At 71.5% G+C, this 23,973-nt stretch carries 18 protein-coding genes; 10 read left to right on the top strand and 8 right to left on the bottom strand.

Annotated features, from left to right (window positions below; all coding sequences use genetic code 11):
- Positions 1-3,597, top strand: coding sequence for a DUF2135 domain-containing protein (locus AABA78_RS04695; protein ID WP_338261827.1), 3,597 nt, complete (start codon positions 1-3; stop codon positions 3,595-3,597).
- Here the strand turns inward: AABA78_RS04695 and AABA78_RS04690 are convergent.
- Positions 3,589-4,656 carry an alpha/beta hydrolase gene (locus AABA78_RS04690; RefSeq protein ID WP_338261826.1) on the bottom strand — a complete coding sequence of 356 codons (1,068 nt, stop codon included), beginning with the start codon at positions 4,654-4,656 and terminating at the stop codon, positions 3,589-3,591. The genes AABA78_RS04695 and AABA78_RS04690 overlap by 9 nt on opposite strands.
- Positions 4,657-4,778: 122 nt before the next feature.
- Entirely contained in the window at positions 4,779-5,015 is a 237-nt protein-coding gene (locus AABA78_RS04685) for a hypothetical protein (RefSeq protein WP_338261825.1), read from the bottom strand.
- Positions 5,016-5,196: 181 nt separating this feature from the next.
- Here AABA78_RS04685 and aac(3) point away from each other — a divergent pair, with 181 nt between their 5' ends.
- Positions 5,197-5,997, top strand: a complete 801-nt coding sequence (gene aac(3), locus AABA78_RS04680; RefSeq protein ID WP_338261824.1) for an aminoglycoside 3-N-acetyltransferase — start codon at positions 5,197-5,199, stop codon at positions 5,995-5,997.
- Between the two features lie 11 nt (positions 5,998-6,008).
- A complete protein-coding gene (locus AABA78_RS04675) occupies positions 6,009-6,671 on the top strand; it encodes a hypothetical protein (RefSeq protein ID WP_338261823.1) in 663 nt (220 codons plus the stop codon).
- A gap of 88 nt (positions 6,672-6,759) precedes the next feature.
- On the opposite strand, the gene AABA78_RS04670 is transcribed toward AABA78_RS04675, so the two are convergent.
- From AABA78_RS04670 to AABA78_RS04655, 4 genes are all read right to left on the bottom strand, one after another.
- Positions 6,760-7,638: a hypothetical protein gene (locus tag AABA78_RS04670; RefSeq protein ID WP_338261822.1), complete on the bottom strand. Its 879-nt coding sequence runs from the start codon at positions 7,636-7,638 to the stop codon at positions 6,760-6,762.
- Positions 7,639-7,741: 103 nt separating this feature from the next.
- On the bottom strand, positions 7,742-8,185 hold the full coding sequence (locus AABA78_RS04665; protein WP_338261821.1) for a putative immunity protein: 444 nt from the start codon (positions 8,183-8,185) through the stop codon (positions 7,742-7,744).
- A 193-nt stretch (positions 8,186-8,378) separates the two neighbouring features.
- The gene (locus tag AABA78_RS04660; RefSeq protein ID WP_338261820.1) at positions 8,379-9,743 is read right to left on the bottom strand and encodes a sigma-54-dependent transcriptional regulator; all 1,365 of its coding nucleotides are present in this window, start codon (positions 9,741-9,743) and stop codon (positions 8,379-8,381) included.
- Positions 9,740-11,089 (bottom strand): sensor histidine kinase, encoded by a 1,350-nt coding sequence (locus tag AABA78_RS04655; protein ID WP_338261819.1) that lies wholly within the window; start codon positions 11,087-11,089, stop codon positions 9,740-9,742. Before AABA78_RS04655 ends, AABA78_RS04660 begins: the two co-directional genes overlap by 4 nt.
- 330 nt (positions 11,090-11,419) lie before the next feature.
- On the opposite strand from AABA78_RS04655, the gene AABA78_RS04650 reads away from it, so the two are divergent.
- The 7 genes from AABA78_RS04650 (at position 11,420) to AABA78_RS04620 (ending at position 19,981) form a co-directional block, all read left to right on the top strand.
- A complete protein-coding gene (locus tag AABA78_RS04650) occupies positions 11,420-12,418 on the top strand; it encodes an HlyD family secretion protein (RefSeq protein WP_338261818.1) in 999 nt (332 codons plus the stop codon).
- Positions 12,415-13,341, top strand: a complete 927-nt coding sequence (locus tag AABA78_RS04645; protein WP_338261817.1) for an ABC transporter ATP-binding protein — start codon at positions 12,415-12,417, stop codon at positions 13,339-13,341. The genes AABA78_RS04650 and AABA78_RS04645 overlap by 4 nt, the downstream gene beginning before the upstream one ends.
- Complete coding sequence (locus AABA78_RS04640) at positions 13,338-14,474, top strand: ABC transporter permease (protein WP_338261816.1); 1,137 nt, start codon at positions 13,338-13,340, stop codon at positions 14,472-14,474. The genes AABA78_RS04645 and AABA78_RS04640 overlap by 4 nt, the downstream gene beginning before the upstream one ends.
- A 242-nt stretch (positions 14,475-14,716) precedes the next feature.
- Positions 14,717-16,750 carry a hypothetical protein gene (locus tag AABA78_RS04635; protein ID WP_338261815.1) on the top strand — a complete coding sequence of 678 codons (2,034 nt, stop codon included), beginning with the start codon at positions 14,717-14,719 and terminating at the stop codon, positions 16,748-16,750.
- Positions 16,751-16,971: 221 nt separating this feature from the next.
- Positions 16,972-18,123, top strand: a complete 1,152-nt coding sequence (locus AABA78_RS04630; protein ID WP_338261814.1) for a M4 family metallopeptidase — start codon at positions 16,972-16,974, stop codon at positions 18,121-18,123.
- A gap of 17 nt (positions 18,124-18,140) precedes the next feature.
- Positions 18,141-18,461, top strand: coding sequence for a protealysin inhibitor emfourin (locus tag AABA78_RS04625; protein ID WP_338261813.1), 321 nt, complete (start codon positions 18,141-18,143; stop codon positions 18,459-18,461).
- 191 nt (positions 18,462-18,652) lie between these two features.
- Positions 18,653-19,981: a porin gene (locus AABA78_RS04620; protein ID WP_338261812.1), complete on the top strand. Its 1,329-nt coding sequence runs from the start codon at positions 18,653-18,655 to the stop codon at positions 19,979-19,981.
- A gap of 1 nt (position 19,982) precedes the next feature.
- Here the strand turns inward: AABA78_RS04620 and AABA78_RS04615 are convergent, their stop codons facing one another.
- Together AABA78_RS04615 and AABA78_RS04610 are read right to left on the bottom strand one after the other, a co-directional pair.
- Positions 19,983-22,541, bottom strand: a complete 2,559-nt coding sequence (locus AABA78_RS04615; RefSeq protein WP_338261811.1) for a polynucleotide kinase-phosphatase — start codon at positions 22,539-22,541, stop codon at positions 19,983-19,985.
- Entirely contained in the window at positions 22,538-23,938 is a 1,401-nt protein-coding gene (locus AABA78_RS04610; protein ID WP_338261810.1) for a 3' terminal RNA ribose 2'-O-methyltransferase Hen1, read from the bottom strand. Before AABA78_RS04610 ends, AABA78_RS04615 begins: the two co-directional genes overlap by 4 nt.
- Positions 23,939-23,973 lie beyond the last annotated feature (35 nt).

The raw sequence follows: 23,973 nt of genomic DNA, 5'->3' as shown, positions 1-23,973 counted from the left end.
ATGCGACTCCTCCGCGTTTCCGCCGTCGTGTTGCTGATGGGGCTTCTCGCCTCGGGCTGCAAACGGGACCCGGACGCTCGTCCGCCCGGGGCCGCCGCTCCGGCCGAAGCTCCGGTCGAAGCTCCCGCCAAGGCTCCGGCGTCCTTCATCCAGGCGGGACTGGTGGCCCCCGTCACCGCCGCGGGACAACCGGACACGGGCGAGGTGGACCTCGCGGCGCTGCGCGACTCCGTGGCGGATCCGCAGGTGCTCTCCGAAGCGGAGCTGCAGAAGCTCACGTCGAGGGCCGCGCCTGAACCGGAGGCCGTGACGCCTGCGCCCAGAAGCGCCGCCGACGCTCCCGGGTTGGGGGAGGCGGAGGTGTTGGATACCGAGATGGGCGAGGACATGGCGCTTCGCGAGAACAGTGTTCGCGAGGAACGTGCCCGGCTCCAAGGGCAGCGCTCCGCGGGAGCGCCTCCCGCGGCGGAGCCCGGTGGGGTGGAGGGCGGCGTGGTGGGAGGTGTCCTCGGGGGAGCCCTGGGCGGCCAGCCCGCGGCGCCGCCTCCCAGGGTGGCTCAGCGCGTCCGCTCGGCCCTCCCGAACAGCAAGGGCGGCGGTGATGGCTCCGCCGGGCCGGAGGCTCCCGTGCCCGTGCTGCCTCGCGTGGAGGCCGCGCCTCGCGCCGCCAAGGTGCTGGTGATGAGCGACGACGGCCGCTACCAGCCACTCAAGGCCCGCGCCGTGCGCGTCGTCACGTACATCCAGGGCTCGCGCGCGCGCACCGTGGTCGACCACCTCTTCGAGAACGACACCGGCCGCAGCCTCGAAGGCACGTTCTATTACCCGCTGCCCGGCGGCGCGACGGTGGCGGGCTTCGCGCTGTACTCGGGCGCGGTGACGGTGGACACGCCCTCGCTGTTCCAGTCGCCGGACCTGCTGCCTCCCCTGGGGGATGACTCGACGGAGTCGGAGCGGCTGGCCGCCTCCGCGCCTCCGGCGGCCCGTGGGGCGAAGCGCTCCTGGGGCGACATCCAGGAGGCCCGCGTCGTGGAGCAGAAGCGCGCACGGGAGGTGTACGAGGACGTCGTGCGCCGCAACGTGGACCCCGCGCTGCTCGAATGGTCGGGCGCGTCCACCTTCAGCGCCCGCGTCTTCCCCCTGCCTCCGAAGTCGCTCAAGCGCGTCGTCATCGCGTACGAGCAGACGCTCCTCTTCGACGGCACCCGCCTGCGCTACACGTGGCCGCTGCCTCCGGGCGCGGGCAAGGAGCTGCGCGTCACCGCTCGCGTCCACGTGGACCCGCGTCAGGCGCCGGAGGTCACGGTGCAGCCGGACTCGGGCGCGAAGGCCCGCACGGTGGGCGCGTGGCAGGTCTACGACTTCCCGAAGCTCACGGGGGACGGCGCGCTGGGCCTGGCCCTGAAGCCTCGCGGCGAGGACGCGGACGTGCTGGTGGGGGCCGACAACGCGGGCCTCCCGGGCCGCGCCTTCCACGCGCGGGTGCGGCTGCCGGGCCGGCTCACCTCCGGCGCGGAGGGCCCTCCCACGGGCCGCGCGGTGCTGGTGGTGGACACCTCGCTGTCCTCCGAGGACGGCAACGCGTGGGCCATCCAGGCGGCCACGCTGCGCGCCCTCCTGGAGAAGGACGCGACGTTGAAGGAGTACGCGGTGCTCCTCTTCGACGTGCGCCCCCGCTGGCTGCACGGGCCGGGCTTCCGCCCGAACGACGCCGCCCACCGGCAGGCGAGCTTCGCGGAGCTGGAGCACGTCTTCCTGGAGGGCGCGTCCCACGTGGACGGCGCGCTGGAGGAGCTGGACCGTGCCGGACGTGAATGGCTCAAGCCCGCCGCTCCCGGGGAGCGCGTGACGGCCTTCCTGCTCTCCGACGGCAACATCACCTGGGGGCAGAGCCGCGTGGACGCGCTGCTCTCCCGGCACCCGTGCGTGGAGTCGCTGCGCTGGGTGACGTATCGCTTTGGCGAGGCGGCGGTGAACACCGAACTCTTCGACGCGCTGGCGCGCTCCAGCGGGGGGCGCGTCGTGAACGTCCTGTCCGCGGCGGAGGTGGACGCCGCGGCGAAGGCGCACCGCGCGGCGTCCGTGGTGCTGTCCCGCGTGGCCGTGGTGGGCGCGGACGTGAAGGACCTGGTGGTGGCGGGGCGGCCTCGGCTCGTCTTCCCCGGGCAGGAGTTGCAGGTGGCGGGACGGCTGCCGGGCAAGGGCGACGCGGCGCTGGAGGTGGTGACCCAGGCGGGCACCGGGCCCGAGCGCACGCTGCGCATCCCGCTGCCGTCCGGCGAGGACAGCGCCTTCGCGCCCCGGGCGTGGGCGGAGCTCTTCGTGTCCCGGCTGGTGTCCCTGGATGACGAGCGGTTGGACCGGATGGTGGTGGCGCTCAGCCAGCACTACCGGCTGGCCAACGCCCGCGCGTCCATGCTCGTGCTGGAGTCCGAGGGTGACTACACGCGCTACGCCGTGCGCGACGAGCAGGTGGACCTGGAGAACCTGGAGTCGCTGCGGCGCCGGGAGGAGGACCAGCGCCGCGACAAGCTCCTGGGCATCGCGCTGGATGACGTTCACTCCTCGGGCCGCGCGGTGGTGGCCCGCCTCGCCGAACTGAAGAACGTGCCCGCGCTCCTGCGGCGCCAGCCGCTGCGGGACATGCCCTACGCGGGCGGTGACGAGCGGCTCCAGGCGGAGCTGGCCTACCGCAAGGCGCGGCGGGAGAACCGGGACGACGTGATGATCTACGAGGCCGTGGCCCGCAGGCGCGCCTTCTCCGGCGACACCTGGGGCGCGGTGCGCGCGCTGTCGTCGCCCGTGGAGCTGCGGCCCCGCGACGCGGAGGCGCTGCGGCTGGTGGGGTACGGCCTGCTGGCGCTGGGGCAGTACCCGGCGGCGGCGGAGCTCTTCGAGCACGTGCGCCTCAACCGTCCCTTCGAGGCGCAGGCCTTCCTGGAGGAGGCGCTCGCGCTGGACGCGGCGGGGCGCTACTCGGAGGCCGCGCGCAACTACGAGATCGTCCTGGCGCGCCCGTGGCCGCGTCATGGCGACGAGCTGCGGACGGTGGCGAGCTTCCACTACGCGCGCATGCTGGCGGGGCTGGAGCGGCAGCCCGGGCTCGCGCAGGTGGCCTCCGTGCTCCGTGAGCGCCGCGCCGGCCTGCGGGGCCCCGACGGTGACGCGCTGTTCGCGGACGCGCGGCCCATCGACTACCAGCTCACCACGCACTGGAACTCGGACAACACGGACATCGACCTGTGGGTCATCGAGCCGAACGGGGAGAAGTGCTTCTACCAGCACATGCGCTCGTCGCTGGGCGGCCAGCTGTACTGGGACATCACGGATGGCCTGGGGCCGGAGCTGTACCACGCCCGGAAGGCGGCGCCGGGGCCGTACCACGTGGTGGTGCACTACTACGGCAACCACTCGGCGCGGTACGTGGTGCCCACGGCGCTGCTGCTCGTGAGCGACCGCAACGTCTTCACCCCCGAGGACATGGCCCAGCGGCGCTTCCAGGTGCGCATCCTGCCCAACGCGAACGCACGGCTGTTGTTGCGGCGCGAGGAGCTGGTGGCGGCGAAGGACCGCGTGTCGGCGCAGCCCTCACCGTGACGCCCGGCCTTCCTGCCGGAGCAGCCATGCGCGGATGGCTTCCTCGCAGGCGGCATGGCGGTCCAGGAAGGCGAAGTGCCCGCTGTCCACCTCGAACCAGGTCGCGCGCTTCCCCATGCGCGCGGCCACGTCGCGGGCGAGGCGCGCGGGCATCATCGTGTCGCGCGTCCCCTGCACGAGCAGCACCGGGACCGCTGGCGCCGAAGCCCGGCGCTCCGCGCCGGAGATCAACACCAACCCCCGCAGCTCGATGCCCGAGGACGCGACCCGGCTGCTGAGCACGTGAGCTCCCATGGCTCCGTTGGACAGCCCCGCCAGGTACACGCGGCGGATGCCCCGGCCCTTGAGCCACGCCAGGGTCCGCTCCAGCGTCCTCGCCCCGTCGGCGGTCCACCAGGCTCCCGAGGGGCCCACGGAGGGACAGACGGTCGTCGCGGAGATGGCCCGGGCGGCCTGGGCCAGCTGCCAGCAATACACGGTGAAGTTGCCGGCGAAGCCGTGAAGCATCACCACGGCCGTGTCGGGGCTGGGGTGCTCCGGGGTGATGACCACCGCGTCGAAGGACTCGGGTGACTGGAGCCCCAGCCACGTCGCGATGGCGGGCGTGGCCACCGGGCCCTCCTCCCGGGCGAGCCGCGCGAAGGCGGACTCCAGCGCGGGAAGGAACCCGGCCGCGTCCGAGGCGGGGAGCCGCCGAGCGCGCAAAAGGGCGTGGGCCGCGACGAGCGTCCCGTCCCGTTCGTCCACCAGCCGGTTCAGGTAGCGTGTTCCCGCCGCCGGCAGCTGTTCGGTGTGCACTCGGGGGCTGTCCGCCACCGCGAGCCGGACCGCCGCGACCGCGACGATGAGCCCCAGCCCCGCGCGCGACAGGCCACGGCGCGTCCGCCAGCTCTTCGTGAGGAGGCCCAGCGAGAGCAGGACGCCTCCCAGCGCGTATCCCCATCCGGAGGCCGACGCGCCGATGCAGGCCGCCAGCACGAAGAGGCCGAAGGTGACGGGGGCCGTGACGAGCCCGAGGGCGAAGGCCCATCGGGAGAGAGGATGCCGCGAGGCGTTCATGCCACCAGCATCGCGGTGGGGGCCGCCCGGAGGTCCTTCCCGTGACCGGGCGGTCCCGCGTCAGGCCTGAGCGGTCGCATTCCAGGGCCCGGCGGTGCCAGTCCCTCCAGCGCGAAGCGCGGTCAGGGAGGGCACTGCGAGATGCAGAACGCGCGATAGCTGTTGCAGTAGTACGGGTCGCCGCCGCCGAAGTAGCACTGGTAGTACTTCGCGTCGCACGCGTCGGTACAGGCGCTGGGCACCGCCATCTCGACGACGCGGTTGGCTTCCTCGGGGCTCATCGGCTCCGCGTCCTCGGCGCCGCCACAGCCCGCGAGCACACCGACAGCCATCAGCCCGGCAATGATTGCCTTTCGCATTCGCTTCTCCTGGGTTTTGGGGGAAGGGTGTTGCCCTGTCAGGATAGCGCTGTCTATCAATGCGGGACAATGGGCAGGCGTCTCCTGGAAAGACTCGCGGTCCCCGGAGACCCCTTCAATGCCCGCGCGGGCAGCGCTGTTGCTATCCTCCGCTCCGACGCGACAGGAAGGACGGCTCACCATGACGAAGGCACCCGCGACCCGGACCGACTTGAAGGAGGCGCTCTGGCGGCTGGGCCTGGCAGAGGGCGACCTCGTGATGATCCACGCCGGCCTCCGGAGCCTGGGGCCCGTCCTGGGCGGGGTGAACACCGTGGTGCAGGCGCTGTTCGACGCGGTGGGCACCCGGGGCACGCTCATGGCGTACCTGGACTGGGAGATGGGCGTGGAGCCGGAGGACTTCGAGGACCCGCGCCTTCGGGAGGAGATCCCCACCTTCGACAAGCGCACCGCGCGGGCCAGCCGCGACCACGGCATCCTCGCGGAGACGCTGCGGACGTGGCCCGGCGCGGTCCGCAGCGACCATCCGGACGCGGGCATGGTCGCCATCGGCGCGCGGGCGGAGTGGCTCTGCGCGGACCACCCCTTCCACTACGGCTACGGCCCCGGCTCGCCGCTGGCCCGGCTGGTGGAGGCCGGGGGCAAGGTGCTGATGCTCGGAGCCCCGCTGGAGAAGCTCACGCTGCTGCACCACGCGGAGCACCTGGCGGACCTCCCCGGCAAGCGGGTGGTCCGCTACCAGCGAGCGCTCCTCGTCGACGGGGAGCGGCGCTGGGTGGACTTCGAGGAGTTCGACACCAGCGAGCCGGTGACGGACGCCCTGCGTGCGTCCCGCGTGGACCCCTTCACGCTCATTGGAGAGCAATGCCTGACGGAAGGGATTGGGCGCTCGGGAACGGTCGCCCAGGCGCCATCCCATCTCTTCGATGCACGCGGGCTGTTGCGCCGCGGCGTCGCATGGTTGGAGGAGTACCCCCGCTGAAAGGAGCCGCCGTGATTCTCTTGAAAGCCGCCCTCATCCTGGCCCTGACCTCCGCCAACCCCGAAGCCGCGCCCGCGAAGGCTGGCGCGTCCGCGGGCTGCGCCACCACGAACATCGAGGTCGCGCTCCGCCACCTGTTCGAGCGCTACAAGGACGGGGGGACGCTGGACGTCGCCCGGGACTCCGGCGAGCCCATCACGCCCCAGTTCATCGCGGAGTCCCTCAAGGTGCGCGACGTGCCGAATGGCTACGCGCTGGTGGAGAGCCCGGACCTCATCGAGACCTACGAGGCCGCCCTGTTCAAGAACCCGAACGGCTACCACCTGGTGGTGGTGTCGTCGGGCGCGTCCGTGAGCCGCACGGCGGTCTTCAAGTGCGACGCGGACGGGCTGAAGGCCGACAACACGGCCCTGCAGCTGTCCGACGCGGACGCCATCCAGCTCTACGCCGACGCCGGACTCCTCAAGGCGAACGCGAAGAAGGGCCTGAGCGAAAAGACCCTCAAGGACTGGGCGGGCTCCATCGTCACCCTCGGCCTGCCGCGCAAGGGCCGCGTCATCACCATCAAGGCCAACGTGGACGAGCCGGCCGGCGTGTATGGGAAGAAGCTGGGCACCGTCGACTACGTCGATGGCCGGTTCGTCGTGAGCTCGCTCGCGAAGAAGGCCCGCTGAGGGGCGGGGCCCGCGTCCTGGGACGCGGGCATGCTCGCCGTGAACGGCACGGTCTGCAAGGTTGTCGTCGAGCGGTGCGACAGGCGTCTCAAGGGCAGCCGGAGCTGACCTCGAGCGCGTCGTAGGCCATCCAGCCGTTGCGGCGGGTGCCGGTGGCGGCGATGACGTAGCCGTAGATGAACTTCATGGTCCCCGACTGCTGGCGGTAGCGCCCCACGCTGTCCTGCACCCAGAGCGGGATGTCGATGGAGGGCGCGCCCGAGTTCGTCGGCACGTCCAAGCGCTGGAACTTCGTCCCCGCGGGGAAGTGGTCCACCGCCACGCCGCCCAGGCCGAAGCCCGGCACGTTGAAGGTGAGGTTCACCGAGCGCAGGCCGTTGGCGCGCACGAGCGGCAGGTAGTCACCCGCGCGCTCGTGCTCCGCCGTGCTGTCGTAGACCACCTTCTTGAACTCCAGGGTGGTGTCGTGCGAGTTGCGCACGGCGTAGCACGCCATCGTGCTCAGCCCGGAGCTCAGCGCGGAGACGTGGCCGACCTTCTCCTCGAAGGAGGTGCGCCCCAGGATGGCGGACATGGGCAGCCAGCCCGCACTGCCGTTGGACGTCGACGTCGCGAACGCGTGCAGCTCACCCGCGAAGGTGCGCGTCTGGCCGTAGTTGAAGAGGGAGCGCGTCCGGGTGGACGTGCCCAGGATGGTGCCGTTGCCGTCGCGGATGGGGACGCCCGTGACGATGCCCCACGAGTCGTCGTCGCTCGTGTCGTTGGTCTGCACGCGGTTGCCGCCAGAGGGGCGCAGCTTGCAGTTGTAGGGGCTCTCCTCGCACACCGTCCCGTTCACGCCGGAGAAGGCCGCCTGCCGCGTGGTGGCCAGGTCCTCCGCCGCGATCGTGTCCTCCTCGAACGCCTGGCCGCCACAGGCGACGGAGGCCAGCACCACGGTGCACGACACTGCTCGTTTGAAGTTCATGATAAAAATGGAAATCTGATTTTACCTGCTTTGTCAAACGACAGGGCCGTGGCAGTGCTCGCCAGGTGGCATGGCCGGGTTGCGTCGCGCACGCGCGGTGCGTTCAGGGATTGGAGCGCGCCGGAAACGCCAGCGCGTGGAGGTGCTCCGGTAGCTGTTGTCGCTGCCAGGCGCGCTCGCGGGCGGTGGCCTCCGCGACGTCGGTGGCGTCAGCCGCGCCGTGGGCCGCGGCGGTGGCCGCGTAGGTGGCGGCCTGTGGCGCGTGGGTGACGACGTGGGCGGTGGCGGCGGCATGGCCCGCGGCGCGGGCCGCGGCGCAGGCGGCGGCGTGCGCGCTGGCGTCGCGGGCGGCGGCGTGCGCGGCGAAGGCGGCGCCGCGTGCCTCGCTCATCGTCAGCGCTCCCTGGGCCCAGGCCCGTATGGCTTCAAGGGCCCGGCGGGGACGGAGGTCCTCCGGGAACTTCTGTTCGAAGTGGGGGAGCACGTGCTCGGCGCAGTCAGCGGCCCAGCGGGCCAGGGACTCGTGGTCGGATTTGTCGCGCTGCATGCCCCCGCTCCTTCCAGCGTCATCCACCTCTCGCGTTCTCTGTCATTCCGTGCGGACAGGTCAATGCGGGGGCTGACGCATCAACGCCAAGCGTCCAGGAAGCTACGTGGAAGTCCCACCACGCCGTCACCGTTGCCAGGGTTCATCGAGGTCGCGTTAGGCTCCCGCCATGTCCCGTCGGAGCCGTGAGCCTTCACGGCGCGGGCTCCTCGTCTTCGTTCAAGAGGCCGTGCTTGCGGAGCTTGTCGTGCAGCGTGGCGCGGCCGATGCCCAGCGCCTTCGCGGCCTCCGTGCGCTGACCCTTGGACGCCGCGAGCGCCGCGAGGATGAGCTCCCGCTCATGCGCATCCAGCTTCTCGCGCAGCGTGGCGCCGGTGGACGGGGCCTGGGGCGTGCTGGAGCCTCCGTCGGGTAGCAGCTCCAGGTCCAGCGTGCCGTCGGGGGACAGCACCACGGCGCTCTCCAGGGCGTTCTCCAACTCGCGCACGTTGCCGGGCCAGGGGTGGGTCGTGAGGCGCTCCAGGAGCGCGGGTGTCAGTGGCACCGGCGGCATGCGGAAGCGCTCCGTGTGACGAGCGAGGAAGTGTTTCGCGAGCGCGGCGATGTCCTCCGGGCGGCTTCGCAGCGGGGGCACCTGGAGCGTCACGACCTTGAGGCGGTAGTACAGGTCCTCGCGGAAGCGGCCCTCCGCCACGCGCTGGGGCAGGTCGCGGTGGGTGGCGGCCAGGACGCGGACGTCCACCGGGAAGGAGCGGTCCTCGCCCACGGGCCGGACTTCTCCCTCCTGGAGGACGCGCAGGAGCTTCGCCTGGAGGGGCAGGGCGAGCTCTCCTACTTCGTCCAGGAGCAGGGTGCCGCCGGAGGCCTCGCGGAAGAGGCCTGGACGGGCGCGCACGGCGCCGGTGAACGCGCCCCGCGCGTGGCCGAAGAGCTCCGCCTCCGCGAGCTCCGGAGTGAGGGCGGCGCAGTTGAAGCGCACGTAGGGCTTGTCCGCGCGCGGGGAGGCGCGCACCAGGGCCTCGGCGACGCGCTCCTTGCCGGTGCCGCTCTCGCCGGTGATCAGCACGGTGACGTCGCGGGGGCCCACGCGTTGGATGAGCAGGGCGAGCCGCGCCATCGCGGGCGACACGAAGACCAGCGAGCGCAGCAGGTTCACTTCGCCGGACAGCCGCTCGTTCTCCGCCTCCAGCTGGACCCGCCCGAGCGCGCGACGCACCACGGCCAGCACGTCGTCCACGTCGAAGGGTTTGCGGAAGTAGTCCAGCGCGCCCAGCTTCATGGCCTCCACGGCGTGGCGCTCCGAGCCGTGCGCGGTGATGAGGATGACGCGGGGCGCATGCGGGCGCGCGGCGACACGGCGCAGGAGCTCCATTCCATCCACGCGCGGCATGCGCAGGTCGCTGAGCACCAGGTCCACGGGAGGCTCCACCTCCAGGCGAGCGAGCGCGGCCTCACCGTCCACGGCTTCTTCCACGGTGAGCCCGTCGTCCTCCAGCAGGCCACGCAGTGTGTAGCGCACGCCCGCGTCGTCATCCGCCACCAGCACGCGTGCCTTCACGACAGGGCCTCCTTTCGCGGCGCTTCCACGGCCTGGGACGCAGCCGGAAGGAGCAACTCCGCCACGCAGCCTCCGCCGTTGCGTGCGCGCAGGCTCAACTCTCCGCCGTGCTGGCGCATCAGCGCCCGCGACAGCGCGAGCCCCAGCCCGGAGCCATGGGGCTTCGTGGTGATGCCCGGTTCGAAGACGCGCTCCCGCACCTCCTCCGCGAGCCCGGGCCCCCGGTCGCGCACCTCCACGCGGCCCTCGCCTCCCGGCAGCGTCCAGGCCTGGAGCTCCACCGTGGTGCCCCTGGGCGCGGCGTCCAGCGCGTTCTGCACGACGTCGATCAACACCTGCCGCACCTTGCGCGCGTCGCACCACGCTTCGACTGGCGGCCCCTCCGTGACCCTCAGCGCCACGCCCCTCTCTCCCGCCATGCCCTCGTGCAGCTCGGCCACCTGACGACACAGGCCGTCCAAGGGCACGTGCGCTTCGTTGAGCGGGAGCAGCGGCCGGGAGAAGTTGAGGAACCCTTCGAGGATCTCCTGCATCCGGTCCACCTCCCGGCGCAGCACCGCCAGCCGCTCCGCGGGCCGGCCCTCCACCTCGCGGGCGATCATCGCCGCCAGGCCCTTCACGCTCGCCAGCGGGTTCTTCAGCTCGTGGGCAATCTCTCCCGACAACGTGGTGAGCGAGCGCACCCGTTCCTCGTGGGCCTTCAGGGCTTCATCCCGCGCGTCCAGCGCCGTGCGCACCATGCCCCGGAACGTGTGCCGCATCGTCGTGCCGATGAAGTTCGCCCAGAGCACGAGGAACGTCGTCACCACCAGCATCGTTACGAGCAGGGCGTCGCTGTGCCCCGCGCGCTGTCCTCCTCCAAAGACCGCGGGCACCAGGTCCCTCACCACGCCCGTGAAGGTCACCGCCGCCTGCACGCCCACCAGCGCGAGCAGGTAGCCCGCCCACCTCCGAGCCCTGGCCGGTGGAAAGAGGATCGCCGTGGCGAAGGCCACCGGCAGCACGAGGGGAATGAGCGGGCTCTCCAGTCCTCCCAGCGACAGGTTCACCACCGTGAACAGGGGGAACGCCACCAGCGGCAAGGCCGTGCCCTGCTCGTGTGACAGCACCGGCTGCCGCCGCCACGACGCCGCGACCCCCAGCCCCACCAGCACGAGCCCCAACGCCAGCGCCACGCACCACCGGCGCCACTCCGCCGTGTCGCCGATGAGCCCCAGCGAGCCCATCACCACCGGGAGGGGGCTCAGGAACAACAGCACCTTCGTCACCTGCCGGAACATCCGCGAGAAGGCCTCGCGCTGGACCTGCTCGACGCCGGCGGCCGTGGGCTGGGGTAGGGAATGCAAGGCGCGGCCTCCTGGACCGTGGGCGCTACCCTATGCCCAAGCAAGGCGGATGCCCCAGCCCGCGTGCCCTGGGGCCGCTCCCGCTTCGCCCCTTCCTGTTCGGAGGCCCGTCGCCCGGCGTCGGAAATCCGAACAGGAGAAGGCCCTGCCCCCGGGGGCTCCCCTGGCGTTCAGTGCTGGCACGTCCGGTGCTCAAGGTGACGCCAGGACACAGGGCCTGGACGGCCCCGTGCGCCGGACGCGGACTCCCCGGGACGGGCAGGCGTAGCGTGGAGCCGCCGCGCTCCGGGGGCGCTTCATTCGCGGCATGGGCCGCGCCAGGAGGCTGGGGTGTCGGGACCGGGCAGGGAGTCGAAACACTCGAAGCGAGGCATCATCGCCGGGGCCATCCTGGTCGCCGTCATCGTCAGCGGCATCCTCTGGCTGCGGCGGCCGGTCCCGGAACCGCCGCCGCGCTTCACCGGCTTCGTCGTCAGCGACAACGTCTACATGTCCTCGCCGGTGGCCGGCATGGTGGCGTCCGTCGCGGTGGTGCGAGGACAGCGCGTGGCGGTGGGCACGCCGCTGTTCCGCATGGAGCCCACGTCGCTGGTGGCGCGCGCCGACCAGGCGCGGGCACAGGTGGGGCAGACGGAAGCCCAGTTGCTCGCGCGCCAGTCCGACGTGGCCCGCGCCCGCGCCTCGCTCGCCGCAGCGCAGGCGGAAGCGGACCGCGCGGACGCGGATCTGGCCCGGCTCGTCGCCGTCCAGAAGGCGATGGAGGGCGCCGTGACGCCCCAGCAACTGGACCTGCTGCGCGCCACCGCGACCCGGGCGCACGCCCTGCGCGACGCGGCCCGCACGGACGTGGCCGCGGCGGGCGCGCAGCTGGAAGTCGTCCGCGCCCAGCTCGCCAGCGGGCGCGCGGGCGTCACCGCCGCGGAGCAGCAGGTCGTGGAGCTGGCGCCCGTGTCCCCCGTGGTGGGACGCGTGGAGGACGTCCTCTTCCAGCAGGGCGAGTGGGCCATGCCCAACGCGCCCATCGTCAGCATCATCCCGGACGCGCAGCTGAAGGTGCGCTTCTACGTGCCGCAGGGACGGGTGGCGTCCTTCCCGCCCGGCACCGCCGTGAACATCGCCTGCGACGGCTGCGACCCCGGGATGACGGCGCGCGTGGACTACGTCGCCTCGCGCCCGGAGTACACGCCGCCCATCATCTACAGCCTGGAGACGCGGCAGAAGCTGGTGTTCCTGGTGGAGGCCGTGCCCTCCGCGCCCACGCGGCTGCTGCCGGGACAGCCCATCGACGTGACGCCGCTGAAGCAGGCCCCGGTGGAGGCGGACCGATGAACGAGCGGGCCATCGACGTGCGCGGGCTCAACAAGTCCTTCGGGGACCGGCACGTCGTGCGGGACGTCTCCATCGCCGTGGACACCGGGCGCATCACCGGCTTCCTGGGCCCCAACGGCTCCGGCAAGACGACGACACTGCGGCTGTTGTGCGGCCTGCTCACGCCCGACAGCGGAGAGGGCACCGTGCTGGGCCTGGACTTCCGCGCCCGGGGCGACGCCATCAAGCGCCAGACGGGCTACATGACGCAGCGGTTCTCCCTCTACGAGGACATGACGCTGGAGGAGAACCTGGCCTTCGTCGCGCGCGTCCACGGGTTGGAGCAGCGGCGCGAGCGGGTGGAGGACACGCTCCACCGGCTGGGCCTCTTCGACCGGCGCCGGCAGCTGGCGGGTGCGCTCTCCGGAGGCTGGAAGCAGCGCCTGGCCCTGGCCGCCGCGACGCTGCATGAGCCCCGGCTGCTGCTTTTGGACGAACCCACCGCGGGCGTGGACCCCAAGGCCCGCCGCGAGTTCTGGGACGAAATCCACACGCTCGCCGCGGAGGGCCTCACGGTGCTGGTGTCCACGCACTACATGGACGAAGCCGAGCGTTGCCACGACATCGGTTACATCCTGTATGGCCGCCTCATCGCCCGGGGCACCGCGGACGCGCTCATCCGCGACTCGGGGCTGGTGACGTTCCTGGGGGAGGGGCCGGGCATCGACCGCGCGGCGCACCTGCTGGCCCGGGCGGACGGCGTGCTCAGCGCCTCCGCGTTCGGCGCCGCCGTGCACGTCAGCGGGCTGCAGCGCGAAGCCCTGGAGGCCGCGCTCGCCCCCTGGCGCAAGGAGCCCTTCCGGTGGACCGAGGTGCCGCCCTCCCTGGAGGACGTCTTCATCCAGCTCATGGGTCGCGAGCGCGACGAACGGTACACGTCATGACGGGCTCGCTTTCGCGCATCCTGGCCGTGCTGCTCAAGGAGTTCACGCAGCTGCGGCGCGACCGCATCACGTACGCGATGATCCTCGTGATGCCGGTGATGCAGCTGCTCATCTTCGGCTATGCCATCAACATGGATCCCCGGCACCTGCCCGCCGCGGTGCTGTCCCACGACACCAGTACCCTGGCGGACTCCGTCGTCGCCGCGCTGGAGCGCACCGGCTACGTGGACGTGCGCTACCTGCCGCGCTCCGACGCGGAGCTGGACCAGCTCATCCGCCGGGGACAGGTGATGCTGGGCATCACCATCCCCCCGGACTTCACCCGGCGGCTGCTCAAGGGGGAGCGCGCGCAGATATTGGCGGAGGCGGACGCGTCCGACCCGCAGGCCGCCGCGGGCGCGCTGGCCGCGGTGAGCGTGCTGCCCACGGAGGCGCTGCGCAACGAACGGCTGGGGCTGGGGACGCCCCGGTCCACCGCGCCCGCCTTCGAGGTGGTGGTGCACCGGCGCTACAACCCGGAGAGCCGCTCGCCGTTCCACATCGTGCCGGGCCTGCTGGGCATCATCCTGTCCATGACGCTGGTGATGATGACCGCCATGGCCGTCACCCGCGAGCGCGAGCGCGGCACCATGGAGACGCTCCTGTCCACGCCCGCCACGCCCGCGGAGATCATGGTGGGCAAGCTCACGCCGTACGTCGTCGTGGGGCTGGTGCAGACCGTCGTCGTGCTCGGCATGGCGCGGGGGCTGTTCTCGGTGCCCATGGCGCGCACGCCCGCGGGATGGCTGGCGTTGGCGTGCGGCATCGTGCTGTTCATCGTGGGCAACCTGTCGCTGGGCTACCTCATCTCCACCGTGGCGCGCAGTCAGCTGCAGGCGATGCAGATGTCCATGTTCTACATGCTGCCGTCCATCTTCCTCTCCGGCTTCGCCTTCCCCTTCCTGGGGCTGCCCCGGTGGGCGCGGGCCCTGGGGGAGATCATCCCCGTGACTCACTTCCTGCGCATCGTCCGGGGCGTGCTGCTCAAGGACCAGGTGCTCGCGGACATGGGCAATGACCTGCTGGCGCTGGGGCTGTTCGTGCTCGCGGTGGCGGGCGCGGCGCTCGCGCGTTCGCGCACCACCCTGGATTGACGCCCCACGTCGAACATGACGCATCCGCGAAAGTGAAGGGGCTGGAGCGCCGGGCGATCCAAACGGACCGCTGATTGCAACCTTCTCCGCACCGGAGCCACGCCCCACGTGGTTTCGCGGGTTTCACGCCCGCGTCCGGCCTGGAGATGCCCATGTCCCGTGACAACTCCTTCGCGGCAGGTGCGGTGCGGACTTCGCGCCGGCAGGATGCGCCGCGCTCAAGCCTCTATCGGTGGGGGAGGGTGGTCCTCCCACCCGTGCTCCTGTTCATGACGGCGCTCGCCGCCGGCTGTGGCGACGAGGACTGCGTTCCCCGGACGTGCGAGTCGCAGGGCTTCAACTGCGGTGAGGCGACGGATGGCTGTGGCCAGCCGCTCGAGTGCGGCACCTGTTCGGCGCCCGCCTCCTGTGGTGGAGGCGGCCAGGAGAACGTCTGTGGCTGCACCGCGCAGAAGAAGGAGTGCAGCGCCGGCGTGGAGTGCGGCGTCGAACCGGATGACTGCGGTGGCACCATCAGCTGCGGGACCTGCACGGCGCCGGAGGTGTGCGGCGGGCGCGGCGTGGAGAAGACGTGCGGCATCCCCGCCGCCGCGCGTGAGTGCAGCGACGGCTGGTGCTGGGAGTATCCGCTGCCCCATGGCTACAGCTTCCAGGGCGCGCACTTCCGCGCTCCCGATGATGGGTGGGCGGTGGGTGAGGACGGCTTCATCCAGCACTGGGATGGGACGCGGTGGACGCGCGTGGCCAGCGGAACGCTGAACACGCTGCGCGACGTGCATGCCCTCTCCCCGACGGACGTGTGGATGGTGGGCGAGGGCGGCACCGTGCTCCACTCCACGACGGGCGGGGCCTTCGCGCCCGTGAGCTCCGGGACGACGCGCGACCTGAAGTCCGTGTGGGCCTCCGGCCCGAGCGACGTCTGGGCCGTGGGCGCGAGCGGCACCGTGCGGCGCGACCGGGGCAGCGGCTTCCAGGGCGTGGACGCGTCCACGACGAAGGACCTGAACGGCGTGTGGGGCAGCGGGCCCGCGGATGTCTGGATGGTGGGACAGTCCGGCACGCTGCGCCGCTACGATGGCAACACCGTCGCCGGCATCGACGCGGGCACGACGGACATCGACTTCCACGAGGTGACGGGCACCGGCCCGAACGACGTCTGGACCGTCGCCTCGGATGACCCCTGCATCTTCTGTGACGACTTCGGTCAGGTGTTCCGCACCACGCCCGCCGGCATCGAGCAGTCGCTGCGCTCGTCGGATCAGCTCTTCTATGTGTACGCCGCTTCGCCCTCGCTGGTGCTGACCGGCGGGGAGGACTTCGGCTACGTCTACAACGGCACGAAGTGGACGGACACGGACGAGGACGCCGTGGGCCCCATCACCGGCAGCGGGCCTGACAACGTGTGGTCTTTTGGCCGGGGCGGACAGATGCAGAAGTGGACCGGGCAGGCGTGGAGCTCCACGGCGCCGCTGCGCACCCTGAACGCGGCGCGGGCCATCCATGGCACGGGGCCGTCGGACGTGTGGGCGGTGGGGGACTCGGGCCGCGTGCTGCACTGGAACGGCGGCGGCTGGATTGAGCCGAAGCTGGACTACTCCCCCGTCGACAGCGTGTCGGGTGTCTACGCGGCCTCCCCGACGGCCGTCTGGCTGACGTCAACGTTCCACGACCGCATCTACCGGTTCGACGGAGCCCGCTTCAACACGGAGTTCGTTCCGGAGGGAGGGAAGGACCTGTACGCCATCCACGGCGCATCGGCGACGGACCTCTGGGCGGTGGGCGCGTCCGGCCAGGCCGTCCACTCCGACGGCGCCACCTGGACGCGGCAGCCCACGGGAACCGAGGCGAACCTCAACGGCGTCTGGGTGCAGGGCCCCTCGCTGGCCATCGCGGTGGGCGACGCCGGCAACATCCTGCGCTGGGACGGCGCCGCCTGGAGCGCGATGACCTCCAACACCAGCGCGTCCCTGAAGGCCGTCTGGGGCAGCGGGCCCACGGACATCTGGGCCGCGGGCGCGGGGGGCACGCTGCTGCGCTACAACGGCACGCTCTGGCTCCCCGTGGCCAGCGGCACCTCGTCCCAGCTCAACGGCCTGATGGGGCGCTCCGCCACCGAGGTCTGGGCCGTGGGGGACAACGGCACGCTGCTGCGCTTCGACGGCGGCAAGTGGACCGCGGAGACCACCGGCACCCGCCGCGTCCTCCGGGGCGTGTGGGCGCCGTCGTCCTCGGAGCTGTGGCTGGTGGGGGACACGGCGGTCCTGCACAAGCCCTGACACCGGCCCTTCGCGCGGGGGGAAGCGCGAAGGACCGTGGCCATGCCTGACCGGCTGCGCGAAGCGCCGCGCGGCGGGTCATGACACCGCGCGAGCAGGCCCGGGCGCGAGGCGCCGCACGGGTTCCCTGGCGACCGGGGAGCCCTTGCCGCCCCGTGTCCCGAATCCGGCTTGCCGTCATCACCATCGTCTTCGTGTACCCCCACAGAAGGAGATGGGTGATGTGTTGCAACACTCGAATCTGGCATTCCCACCACTGCATCCTGCCGCCGTACGTCAGCCGTCAGATTGCCCAGAACGGTTCGCCACAGCAGCGCGCGCAGGCCCTGCGGACGCTCTCCATCGACAACACCCTGCGCGCCATCCGCCTGTCGAGCAGCGGTGCGCCCCAGGCGGCGAAGCGCCTCATCCCGGGGCCCATGGTCGTGGAGAGCCAGAAGCGCCGCACCATCTACAACGTGAAGAACTCCGAAGCCCTTCCGGGACTGGAGGTCCGCAGCGAGGGAGCGAATGACACCGGCGACGCGGCGGTCGACGAGGCCTACCTCGGCCTGGGCGCGACCTACGACCTCTACTGGGATGTCTACGGGCGCAACTCCATTGACGGGAACGGAATGCCCCTCAACGGGCACGTCCACTATGGCAGCGGCTACGACAACGCCTTCTGGGACGGCGAGCGCATGGTGTTCGGCGACGGCGACGGCGAGCTCTTCAACCGCTTCACCATCTCGGTGGACGTCATCGGGCACGAGCTGACCCACGGCGTGACGGAGCACGAGGGCCCGCTTGCCTACTTCTCCCAGGCGGGCGCGCTCAACGAGCACATGTCGGACTGCTTCGGCTCGCTCGTGAAGCAGCGCCTGTTGAACCAGACGGCGGACCAGGCCGACTGGCTCATTGGCGCGGGGCTCCTGACGGACAAGGTCCAGGGCAAGGCCCTGCGCTCCATGAAGGACCCAGGCACCGCGTTCGATGATCCGGTGCTCGGCAAGGATCCGCAGCCGGCCCTGATGAAGGACTTCGTGAGCACGTGGGAGGACAACGGCGGCGTGCACATCAACTCCGGCATCCCCAACAAGGCCTTCTGCCTCGCGGCCATCAACCTGAAGGGCTTCGCGTGGGAGAAGGCGGGCCTCATCTGGCTGGAGACGCTGCGCGACTCCCGGCTGAAGCCCAACGCCTCGTTCCTCTCCTTCGCCCGGCTCACCGTGACGGCGGCCGTCCGGCTCTTCGGCAGCGGCGACGAGGAGCAGATCGTGCGCGACGCCTGGAACCAGGTGGGCATCAAGGTCTCCAAGGAGCGCGCGGGCGCGCCGGCCTGGACGCCGCAGCTGCCGAAGCAGGCCACGCAGCCGGTGCAGCGCAAGCACTAGCCCCTGGGGTCGACGGAATGCGAATCGAGCTCAAACGGGACGGGGGCATCGCCTTCTTCCCGGGCCTCGCCAGGCCCCGCACGGTGGACCTGGCGGCCCTGCCTCCCGCCACCGCGGAAGCGCTCCAGCGGAAGGTGCGGGAGGCCCGTTTCTTCGAACAGCCGGCCACCGTGGGAGGAGGGCCCACGGCCGGCGCGGACCGGACGCGCTACACCGTCACCATCGAGGACGACGGCGGACGGCGGCACTCGGTCCAGATGGTGGAGCCGGTGACGGAGCCGCACCTGCGCTCCCTGCTGGAGCTCATCCAGAAGGCCGCGCGGGGCAGCGCCCGGTAGCGCAAGCCCTGGCCCGTGTCACGAACGTGTGACACGCAGCGCTCGTTCCTGTGACAGGGCGGCGTCTCCGGTAACGGTGTGGCAACAACGGCCCGCGGTGTGTGGCGGAGGGCCGCTCCCTTCGGTAACGGGAGCGCCACATCGGGACCGGGCGGGTCCCTCCCCGTTCCCCGCCCGGCTCCCACGCACCCATGACCTTCACCTCGTCCCACCGCTCCGTCCTTCAGGCCCTGCTGGCTGGTACCGCGCTCCTCTTCTCCTCCGCCGCCCTGGCGCTGGCCCAGGAGACTCCGCCCGAGTCCGCGCCCGTGGGGGAGGCTCCGCCGCCCGCGGAAGCTCCCTCGCCGGTGACTCCCGCCGTCGCGCCGCCCCCGGAGGAGGAGAAGAAGAAGGACAAGCCCTGGTACGAGACGCTCCGCCTCCGGGGCTACACGCAGGTCCGCTACAACCGGCTGCCCAGCTTCCGGGTGAACGACTCGCTCATCAACGAGCAGGGGGACCGCTTCCTGGGCAAGGACACCGGGTTCGGCATCCGTCGCGCGCGGCTGGTCATCTCCGGTGACGTGCACCCGCACGTGTCCGTGTACCTGCAGCCGGACTTCGCCTCCGTCATCGGGGACCAGTACAACGTCGCCATCATGCGGGACTGGTACGCGGACATCTTCGTCGACTCGGCGAAGGAGTTCCGCTTCCGCGTGGGCCAGTCCAAGGTGCCCTTCGGCTTCGAGAACCTCCAGTCCAGCCAGAACCGTCTGGCATTGGACCGCAACGACGCCATCAACAGCGCGCTGAAGGACGAGCGCGACCTGGGCGTGTTCTTCTACTGGGCGCCCGCGTACATCCGCGAGCGCTTCAAGTTCCTCGTCGACAGCGGCCTCAAGGGCTCCGGCGACTACGGCGTCGTGGGCCTGGGTGTCTACAACGGCCAGACGGCCAACCGCGCCGAGCGCAACAACAGCCCGCACGGCGTCGCGCGCGTCACCTGGCCCTTCCTCTTCGGCTCCCAGTACGTGGAGGTCGGCGGCGGCGCCTACTACGGCCGCTTCAACCTGAGCGCGGCCCCGCGCGAGGACGCGGCCTATGCGCTCGCGCGCGGCAACAACCTGGTGGATGCGCGCGCCATCGTCAGCCTGACCGTCTACCCGCAGCCCCTGGGCTTCCAGGCGGAATACAACGTGGGCCGGGGCCCGTCGCTGGGCACGGGGCCGGATGACTCGCTGCTCATCGACAGCCGCAACCTGCAGGGCGGCTACGCGCAGCTCATGTACAAGCTGGACGGCGTGGTGGGCGTGTCGCTCATCCCCTACGTGCGCGGCACCCTCTACAAGGGCGGCAAGAAGTTCGAGACCAACGCCCCGCGCTACGACGTGCGCGAGCTGGAGCTGGGCGCGGAGTGGCAGATCTGGAAGGCCCTGGAGCTGACGGCCGCCTACGTCATCGCCAACCGCACGTCGTCGCGCTACCCGTATGAACAGGAGCAGGGGCACGTGACGCGCCTCCAGCTCCAGTTCAACTACTGAATCAGAGCCGCGGATCCACGGGCTCGCTCTCCAGGGCGAGCACGCCGAAGACGCACTCGTGCACGCGGCGGAGCGAGTCCTTCTTCGTGAAGCGCTCCAGGCCCTCCACGCCCAGCGCGAACTCACGCAGCGCGAGCGAGCGCTTGGTGGACAGGCCTCGCTGGCGCAGCCGGTCCAGGTTCGCGGGCGCGGTGTACTCCGGGCCGTAGATGATGCGCAGGTACTCCGGGCCGCGGGACTTGATGGCGGGCTGCACCACGCCCCGCCGTCCGCGCACCGCGAAGCCCAGGGGCTTCACCACCATGCCCTCGCCGCCGCGCGCGGTGAGCTCCTCCCACCACCGCACGCCGCCGGCCACCGCGTCCGCGTCCTCCAGCGCGACGAGGCGGTAGGGCGTGGCCATGAGGAAGGACGGATCCGCGCGGCACACGCGCGCCAGCGTCTCCATGTGCCAGACATGGTCCTTGTCCACGTGGGTCGCGCCCTCCGTGGCCAGCAGGTGGAACGGCGCCAGCCGCACGTCGTCCAGCGACGCCACCGGCCAGCAGTAGCGCCGGTAGGCCTCCACGTAGCGCTGCACGTGGGACGCCTTGTCCGTGAAGCGCGTGGACAGCTCGCCCAGCGGCAGCCCCCGCGCCGTGGCCTGACCCAGCACCGCCACCACGTCCTTCAGCGCCGCGCGGGAGGCCGCGCCCACGGCGGCGTACGGGTCGCGCAGCAGTTCCTGGGCCTTGAGCGACCAGGGCATCAGCTCGCAGTCCAGGCAGGCCCAGTCCGTCTTCAGCTCCTCCCAGAATCCGGACGCGTCCAGCGCCGCCCGGACGCGCGCGAGGAACGCGGCCTCCAGGGCCTCGTCGGTGAAGAAGCGCCGGCCCGTGCGCGTGTAGCAGACGCCCGTCTCGCCGGACGTGACGCCGAAGCGCCGTCGCGCGGCCTCCGCGTCGCGCGCCAGGACGACGACGGCGCGCGAGCCCATGTGCTTCTCCTCGCAGACGACCTGGGCCACGCCCTCCTTGCGGTAGTAGTCGAACGCCTCCTGGGGATGCTCCAGGAAGCCGGGCCGGTCGCTCGTCTCCGACGGGGACATGGTGGGCGGCAGGTAGATGAGCCAGCGTGGGTCGATGGCGAAGCGGCTCATCGCCTCCAGCGCGGCGGTGGTGTTCTCCTCGCGCAGGGTGACGTTCGAGGCCAGCCGCGTGGAGATGATGCGCTTGCCCCGGACGTCCTCCAGGTCGAGCACGTCATCCGCCTGCTGTTGCGCGCTCAGGCCCGACGGGGCGGTGGCGCCCAGCGGCTTCACCGCCTCGCAGTACGCGCGCAGGGCGGGCACGGACACCAGCTCCCGCTCCGGGTAGCGCAGGGCGCTGAGCTGGCCGCCGTAGACGCAGCCGGTGTCCACGCACAGCGTGTTGTTGACCCACTCGGCCTCCAGCACGGGCTGGTGGCCGTACACCACCGACGCGCGGCCCCGGTACTCCGCCGCCCAGTTGAAGCGCACCGGAAAGCCGTACTCGTCCGTCTCGCCCGTCGTCTCTCCGTACAGGGCGAAGGCGCGCACCCGGCCGGAGCCCCGGCCCTGCATGCTCTCCTTCATGCCCGCGTGCGCCACCACCAGGCGCCCGTCGTCCAGCACGTAGTGGGACACGAGCCCGTCGATGAACTTCGCCACCCGCTGGTGGAACTCCGGCGGCTCCTTCTCCAGCTGTTCCAGCGTCTGGGCCATGCCGTGGGACACGTTGACCTTGCCGCCGCGCAGCTTGCGCAGCAGCTTCATCTCGTGGTTGCCCGGCACGCACAGCGCGGCGCCGGCCTCCACCATGTCCATCACCAGCCGCAGCACGCCCGGGATGTCCGGGCCGCGGTCCACCAGGTCGCCCAGGAAGACGGCCTTGCGGCCCTCCGGTGCGCGCACGTCGAAGCCCGGCGTGCCGTCTGAGCGCGGATGCACCGCGTAGCCCAGCTTCGTGAGCAGTGCCTCCAGCTCCTCACGGCAGCCGTGGATGTCGCCGATGATGTCGAACGGCCCGCGCTCGTGCTTGAGGTTGCACCAGAGCGGCTGACGCTCCAGCACGACGGTGTCGATGGCGTCCGGCTTGAGGACGTGGAGGTGGCGGAAGCCCTCGCGCTCCAGACCGCGCATCGAGCGGTGCATCTGCGACACCTGGTTGCGCACGAAGCGGAAGCTGGCGGCGCGGTCCGGCCGCTGCTGGTTGCGCTCGATGCAGGTGCGCTCCGGCACGTCCAGCACCAGCGCCACGGGCAGCACGTGGTACTCGCGCGCCAGCTCCACGAAGGCCTTGCGGGACTCCGGCTGCACGTTGGTGGCGTCCACCACGGTGAGCAGGCCCCGCGCCAGCCGCTTCGCGGCGACGTAGCGCAGCGTCTCGAAGGCGTCCTTCGTCGCCTCCTGGTTGTTCTCGTCGTCGGACACGAAGCCCCGGTAGGTGTCCGAGGAGAGCACCTCCGTGGGCTTGAAGTGCCGGCGCGCGAAGGTCGTCTTGCCCGAACCGGACGGCCCGATGAGCACCACGAGGGACAGCTCTGGAATGTGGACGTTCATCGCGCGAAGACCGCCATCTGCGTCGGCGCGCCGACCTCCGCGTCGTTTTCTCCCACGGGCAGCAGGCGCACGGTGTAGCCGAAGCGCTCGCACATGCGGGCCGCCCAGGCCTCGAACTCGGCGCGGGTCCACTCGAAGCGGTGGTCGCGGTGGCGGAAGGTGCCGGCGGGGAGCGAGGTGAAGCGCACGTTGTACTCGGCGTTGGGGGTGGTGAGGAGGATGAGGCCCGGCCGCGTGTGCTCGAACAGCACGCGTTCGAAGGCCGCGAGGCGCGGCAGGTCCAGGTGCTCGATGACCTCGATGACGGTGGCGGCGTCGAAGCCCGCGAGCCGCTGGTCCCGGTAGAACAGCGAGCCGTGCAGCAGCTTCACGCGCTTGCGCTGCAGGTCCGGCATCTTCTCGATGCCGAGCCGGTCCTGGGCGATCTCCAGCGTGCGGTGGGACACGTCCATGCCGACGACCTCCGTGAAGCGCCGGTCCTTCAGGAGGGCCTTGAGCAGCCGCCCCTCGCCGCAGCCCAGGTCCACCACGCGCGCGGCGCCTTGCTCCTGGAGGACGGTCATCACCGCCTGGAGGCGCTGCTCGTTGAGGCTCAGGCGTGACTCGAGCACGGCCTCTTCCGCGTTGCGCGCCTCCTGGCGCTCCTCCGGCTCCGGGGCCTCGTCGCCCGCGAGCCGCTCCAGGGCCTCGCGCGCCAGGCTGTGGCGGTGGCGCAGGTAGCGGCGGGCAATCTGTTCGCGCTCCGGGTGCGCGGCGAGCCAGCCCTCGCCGTGGCGCAGGAGCTTCTCCACCTCCTCGTCGCCGACCCAGTAGTGCTTGTCGTCGTCGAGCACCGGGATGAGGACGTACAGGTGCGAGAGCAGGTCGCCCAGGCGCACGTGGCCCTCCAGCGTCACGGTGAAGTAGCGGCTGTCTCCCCACGCGGGAACGGTCTCATCCAGCGCGTGGCGGGTCGCGGTGACGGTGTACCCGAGCGGCTCGAAGAGGCGGCGCAGGAACGTCTCACCGCCCCGGCAGGGCAGCACCGACAGGCGCGCGGAGAAGGGCAGCGGTTGCGCGGCCAGCTCCGGCCGGTCCTTGCTGCGTCCCGACAGGGCGGTGCCGAAGACGCGGGACAGCGCCACGCTCATGAAGGACGACGCCACGTAGGGCCGGTCGTTGACGTACTGGTCCAGCGTGCCGCCCTGGCCGCTGGACGACGGCCGGCCGCGCACCAGGGCGACCGGATCCACCTCCAGGAGGAGCGCGGCCGTGGTGCGGCCCGCGGAGGCCTCCGGGTAGAAGACGTGCGCCAGTCCGAAGGGAAGCTCGAAGGACTGGGGCCGGTCGGGGTTCTTGTGCAGCAGGTAGCCCAGGTCCGTCGCGGGCGTGTGGGTCGTCGATAGGGTCAGGAGCATGGAGGCGCGCGTGAATCCTGCTGCGCGCCTGACGG

It is taken from the genome of Corallococcus caeni, assembly GCF_036245865.1.
Lineage (GTDB): Bacteria > Myxococcota > Myxococcia > Myxococcales > Myxococcaceae > Corallococcus > Corallococcus caeni.
Note: the sequence above shows the minus strand (reverse complement) of the source record. Positions and strands in the feature narration are given on the sequence as shown.

What these genes read in the sequence shown, in the direction of transcription:
- AABA78_RS04685 (WP_338261825.1), bottom strand. Translation starts at nt 5,015, where the DNA reads ATGCGAAAGGCAATCATTGCCGGGCTGATGGCTGTCGGTGTGCTCGCG.
- AABA78_RS04615 (WP_338261811.1), bottom strand. Translation starts at nt 22,541, where the DNA reads ATGAACGTCCACATTCCAGAGCTGTCCCTCGTGGTGCTCATCGGGCCG.
- AABA78_RS04625 (WP_338261813.1), top strand. Translation starts at nt 18,141, where the DNA reads ATGCGAATCGAGCTCAAACGGGACGGGGGCATCGCCTTCTTCCCGGGC.
- AABA78_RS04665 (WP_338261821.1), bottom strand. Translation starts at nt 8,185, where the DNA reads ATGCAGCGCGACAAATCCGACCACGAGTCCCTGGCCCGCTGGGCCGCT.
- AABA78_RS04630 (WP_338261814.1), top strand. Translation starts at nt 16,972, where the DNA reads ATGTGTTGCAACACTCGAATCTGGCATTCCCACCACTGCATCCTGCCG.
- AABA78_RS04670 (WP_338261822.1), bottom strand. Translation starts at nt 7,638, where the DNA reads ATGAACTTCAAACGAGCAGTGTCGTGCACCGTGGTGCTGGCCTCCGTC.
- AABA78_RS04640 (WP_338261816.1), top strand. Translation starts at nt 13,338, where the DNA reads ATGACGGGCTCGCTTTCGCGCATCCTGGCCGTGCTGCTCAAGGAGTTC.
- AABA78_RS04695 (WP_338261827.1), top strand. Translation starts at nt 1, where the DNA reads ATGCGACTCCTCCGCGTTTCCGCCGTCGTGTTGCTGATGGGGCTTCTC.
- AABA78_RS04620 (WP_338261812.1), top strand. Translation starts at nt 18,653, where the DNA reads ATGACCTTCACCTCGTCCCACCGCTCCGTCCTTCAGGCCCTGCTGGCT.
- AABA78_RS04610 (WP_338261810.1), bottom strand. Translation starts at nt 23,938, where the DNA reads ATGCTCCTGACCCTATCGACGACCCACACGCCCGCGACGGACCTGGGC.
- AABA78_RS04645 (WP_338261817.1), top strand. Translation starts at nt 12,415, where the DNA reads ATGAACGAGCGGGCCATCGACGTGCGCGGGCTCAACAAGTCCTTCGGG.
- AABA78_RS04690 (WP_338261826.1), bottom strand. Translation starts at nt 4,656, where the DNA reads ATGAACGCCTCGCGGCATCCTCTCTCCCGATGGGCCTTCGCCCTCGGG.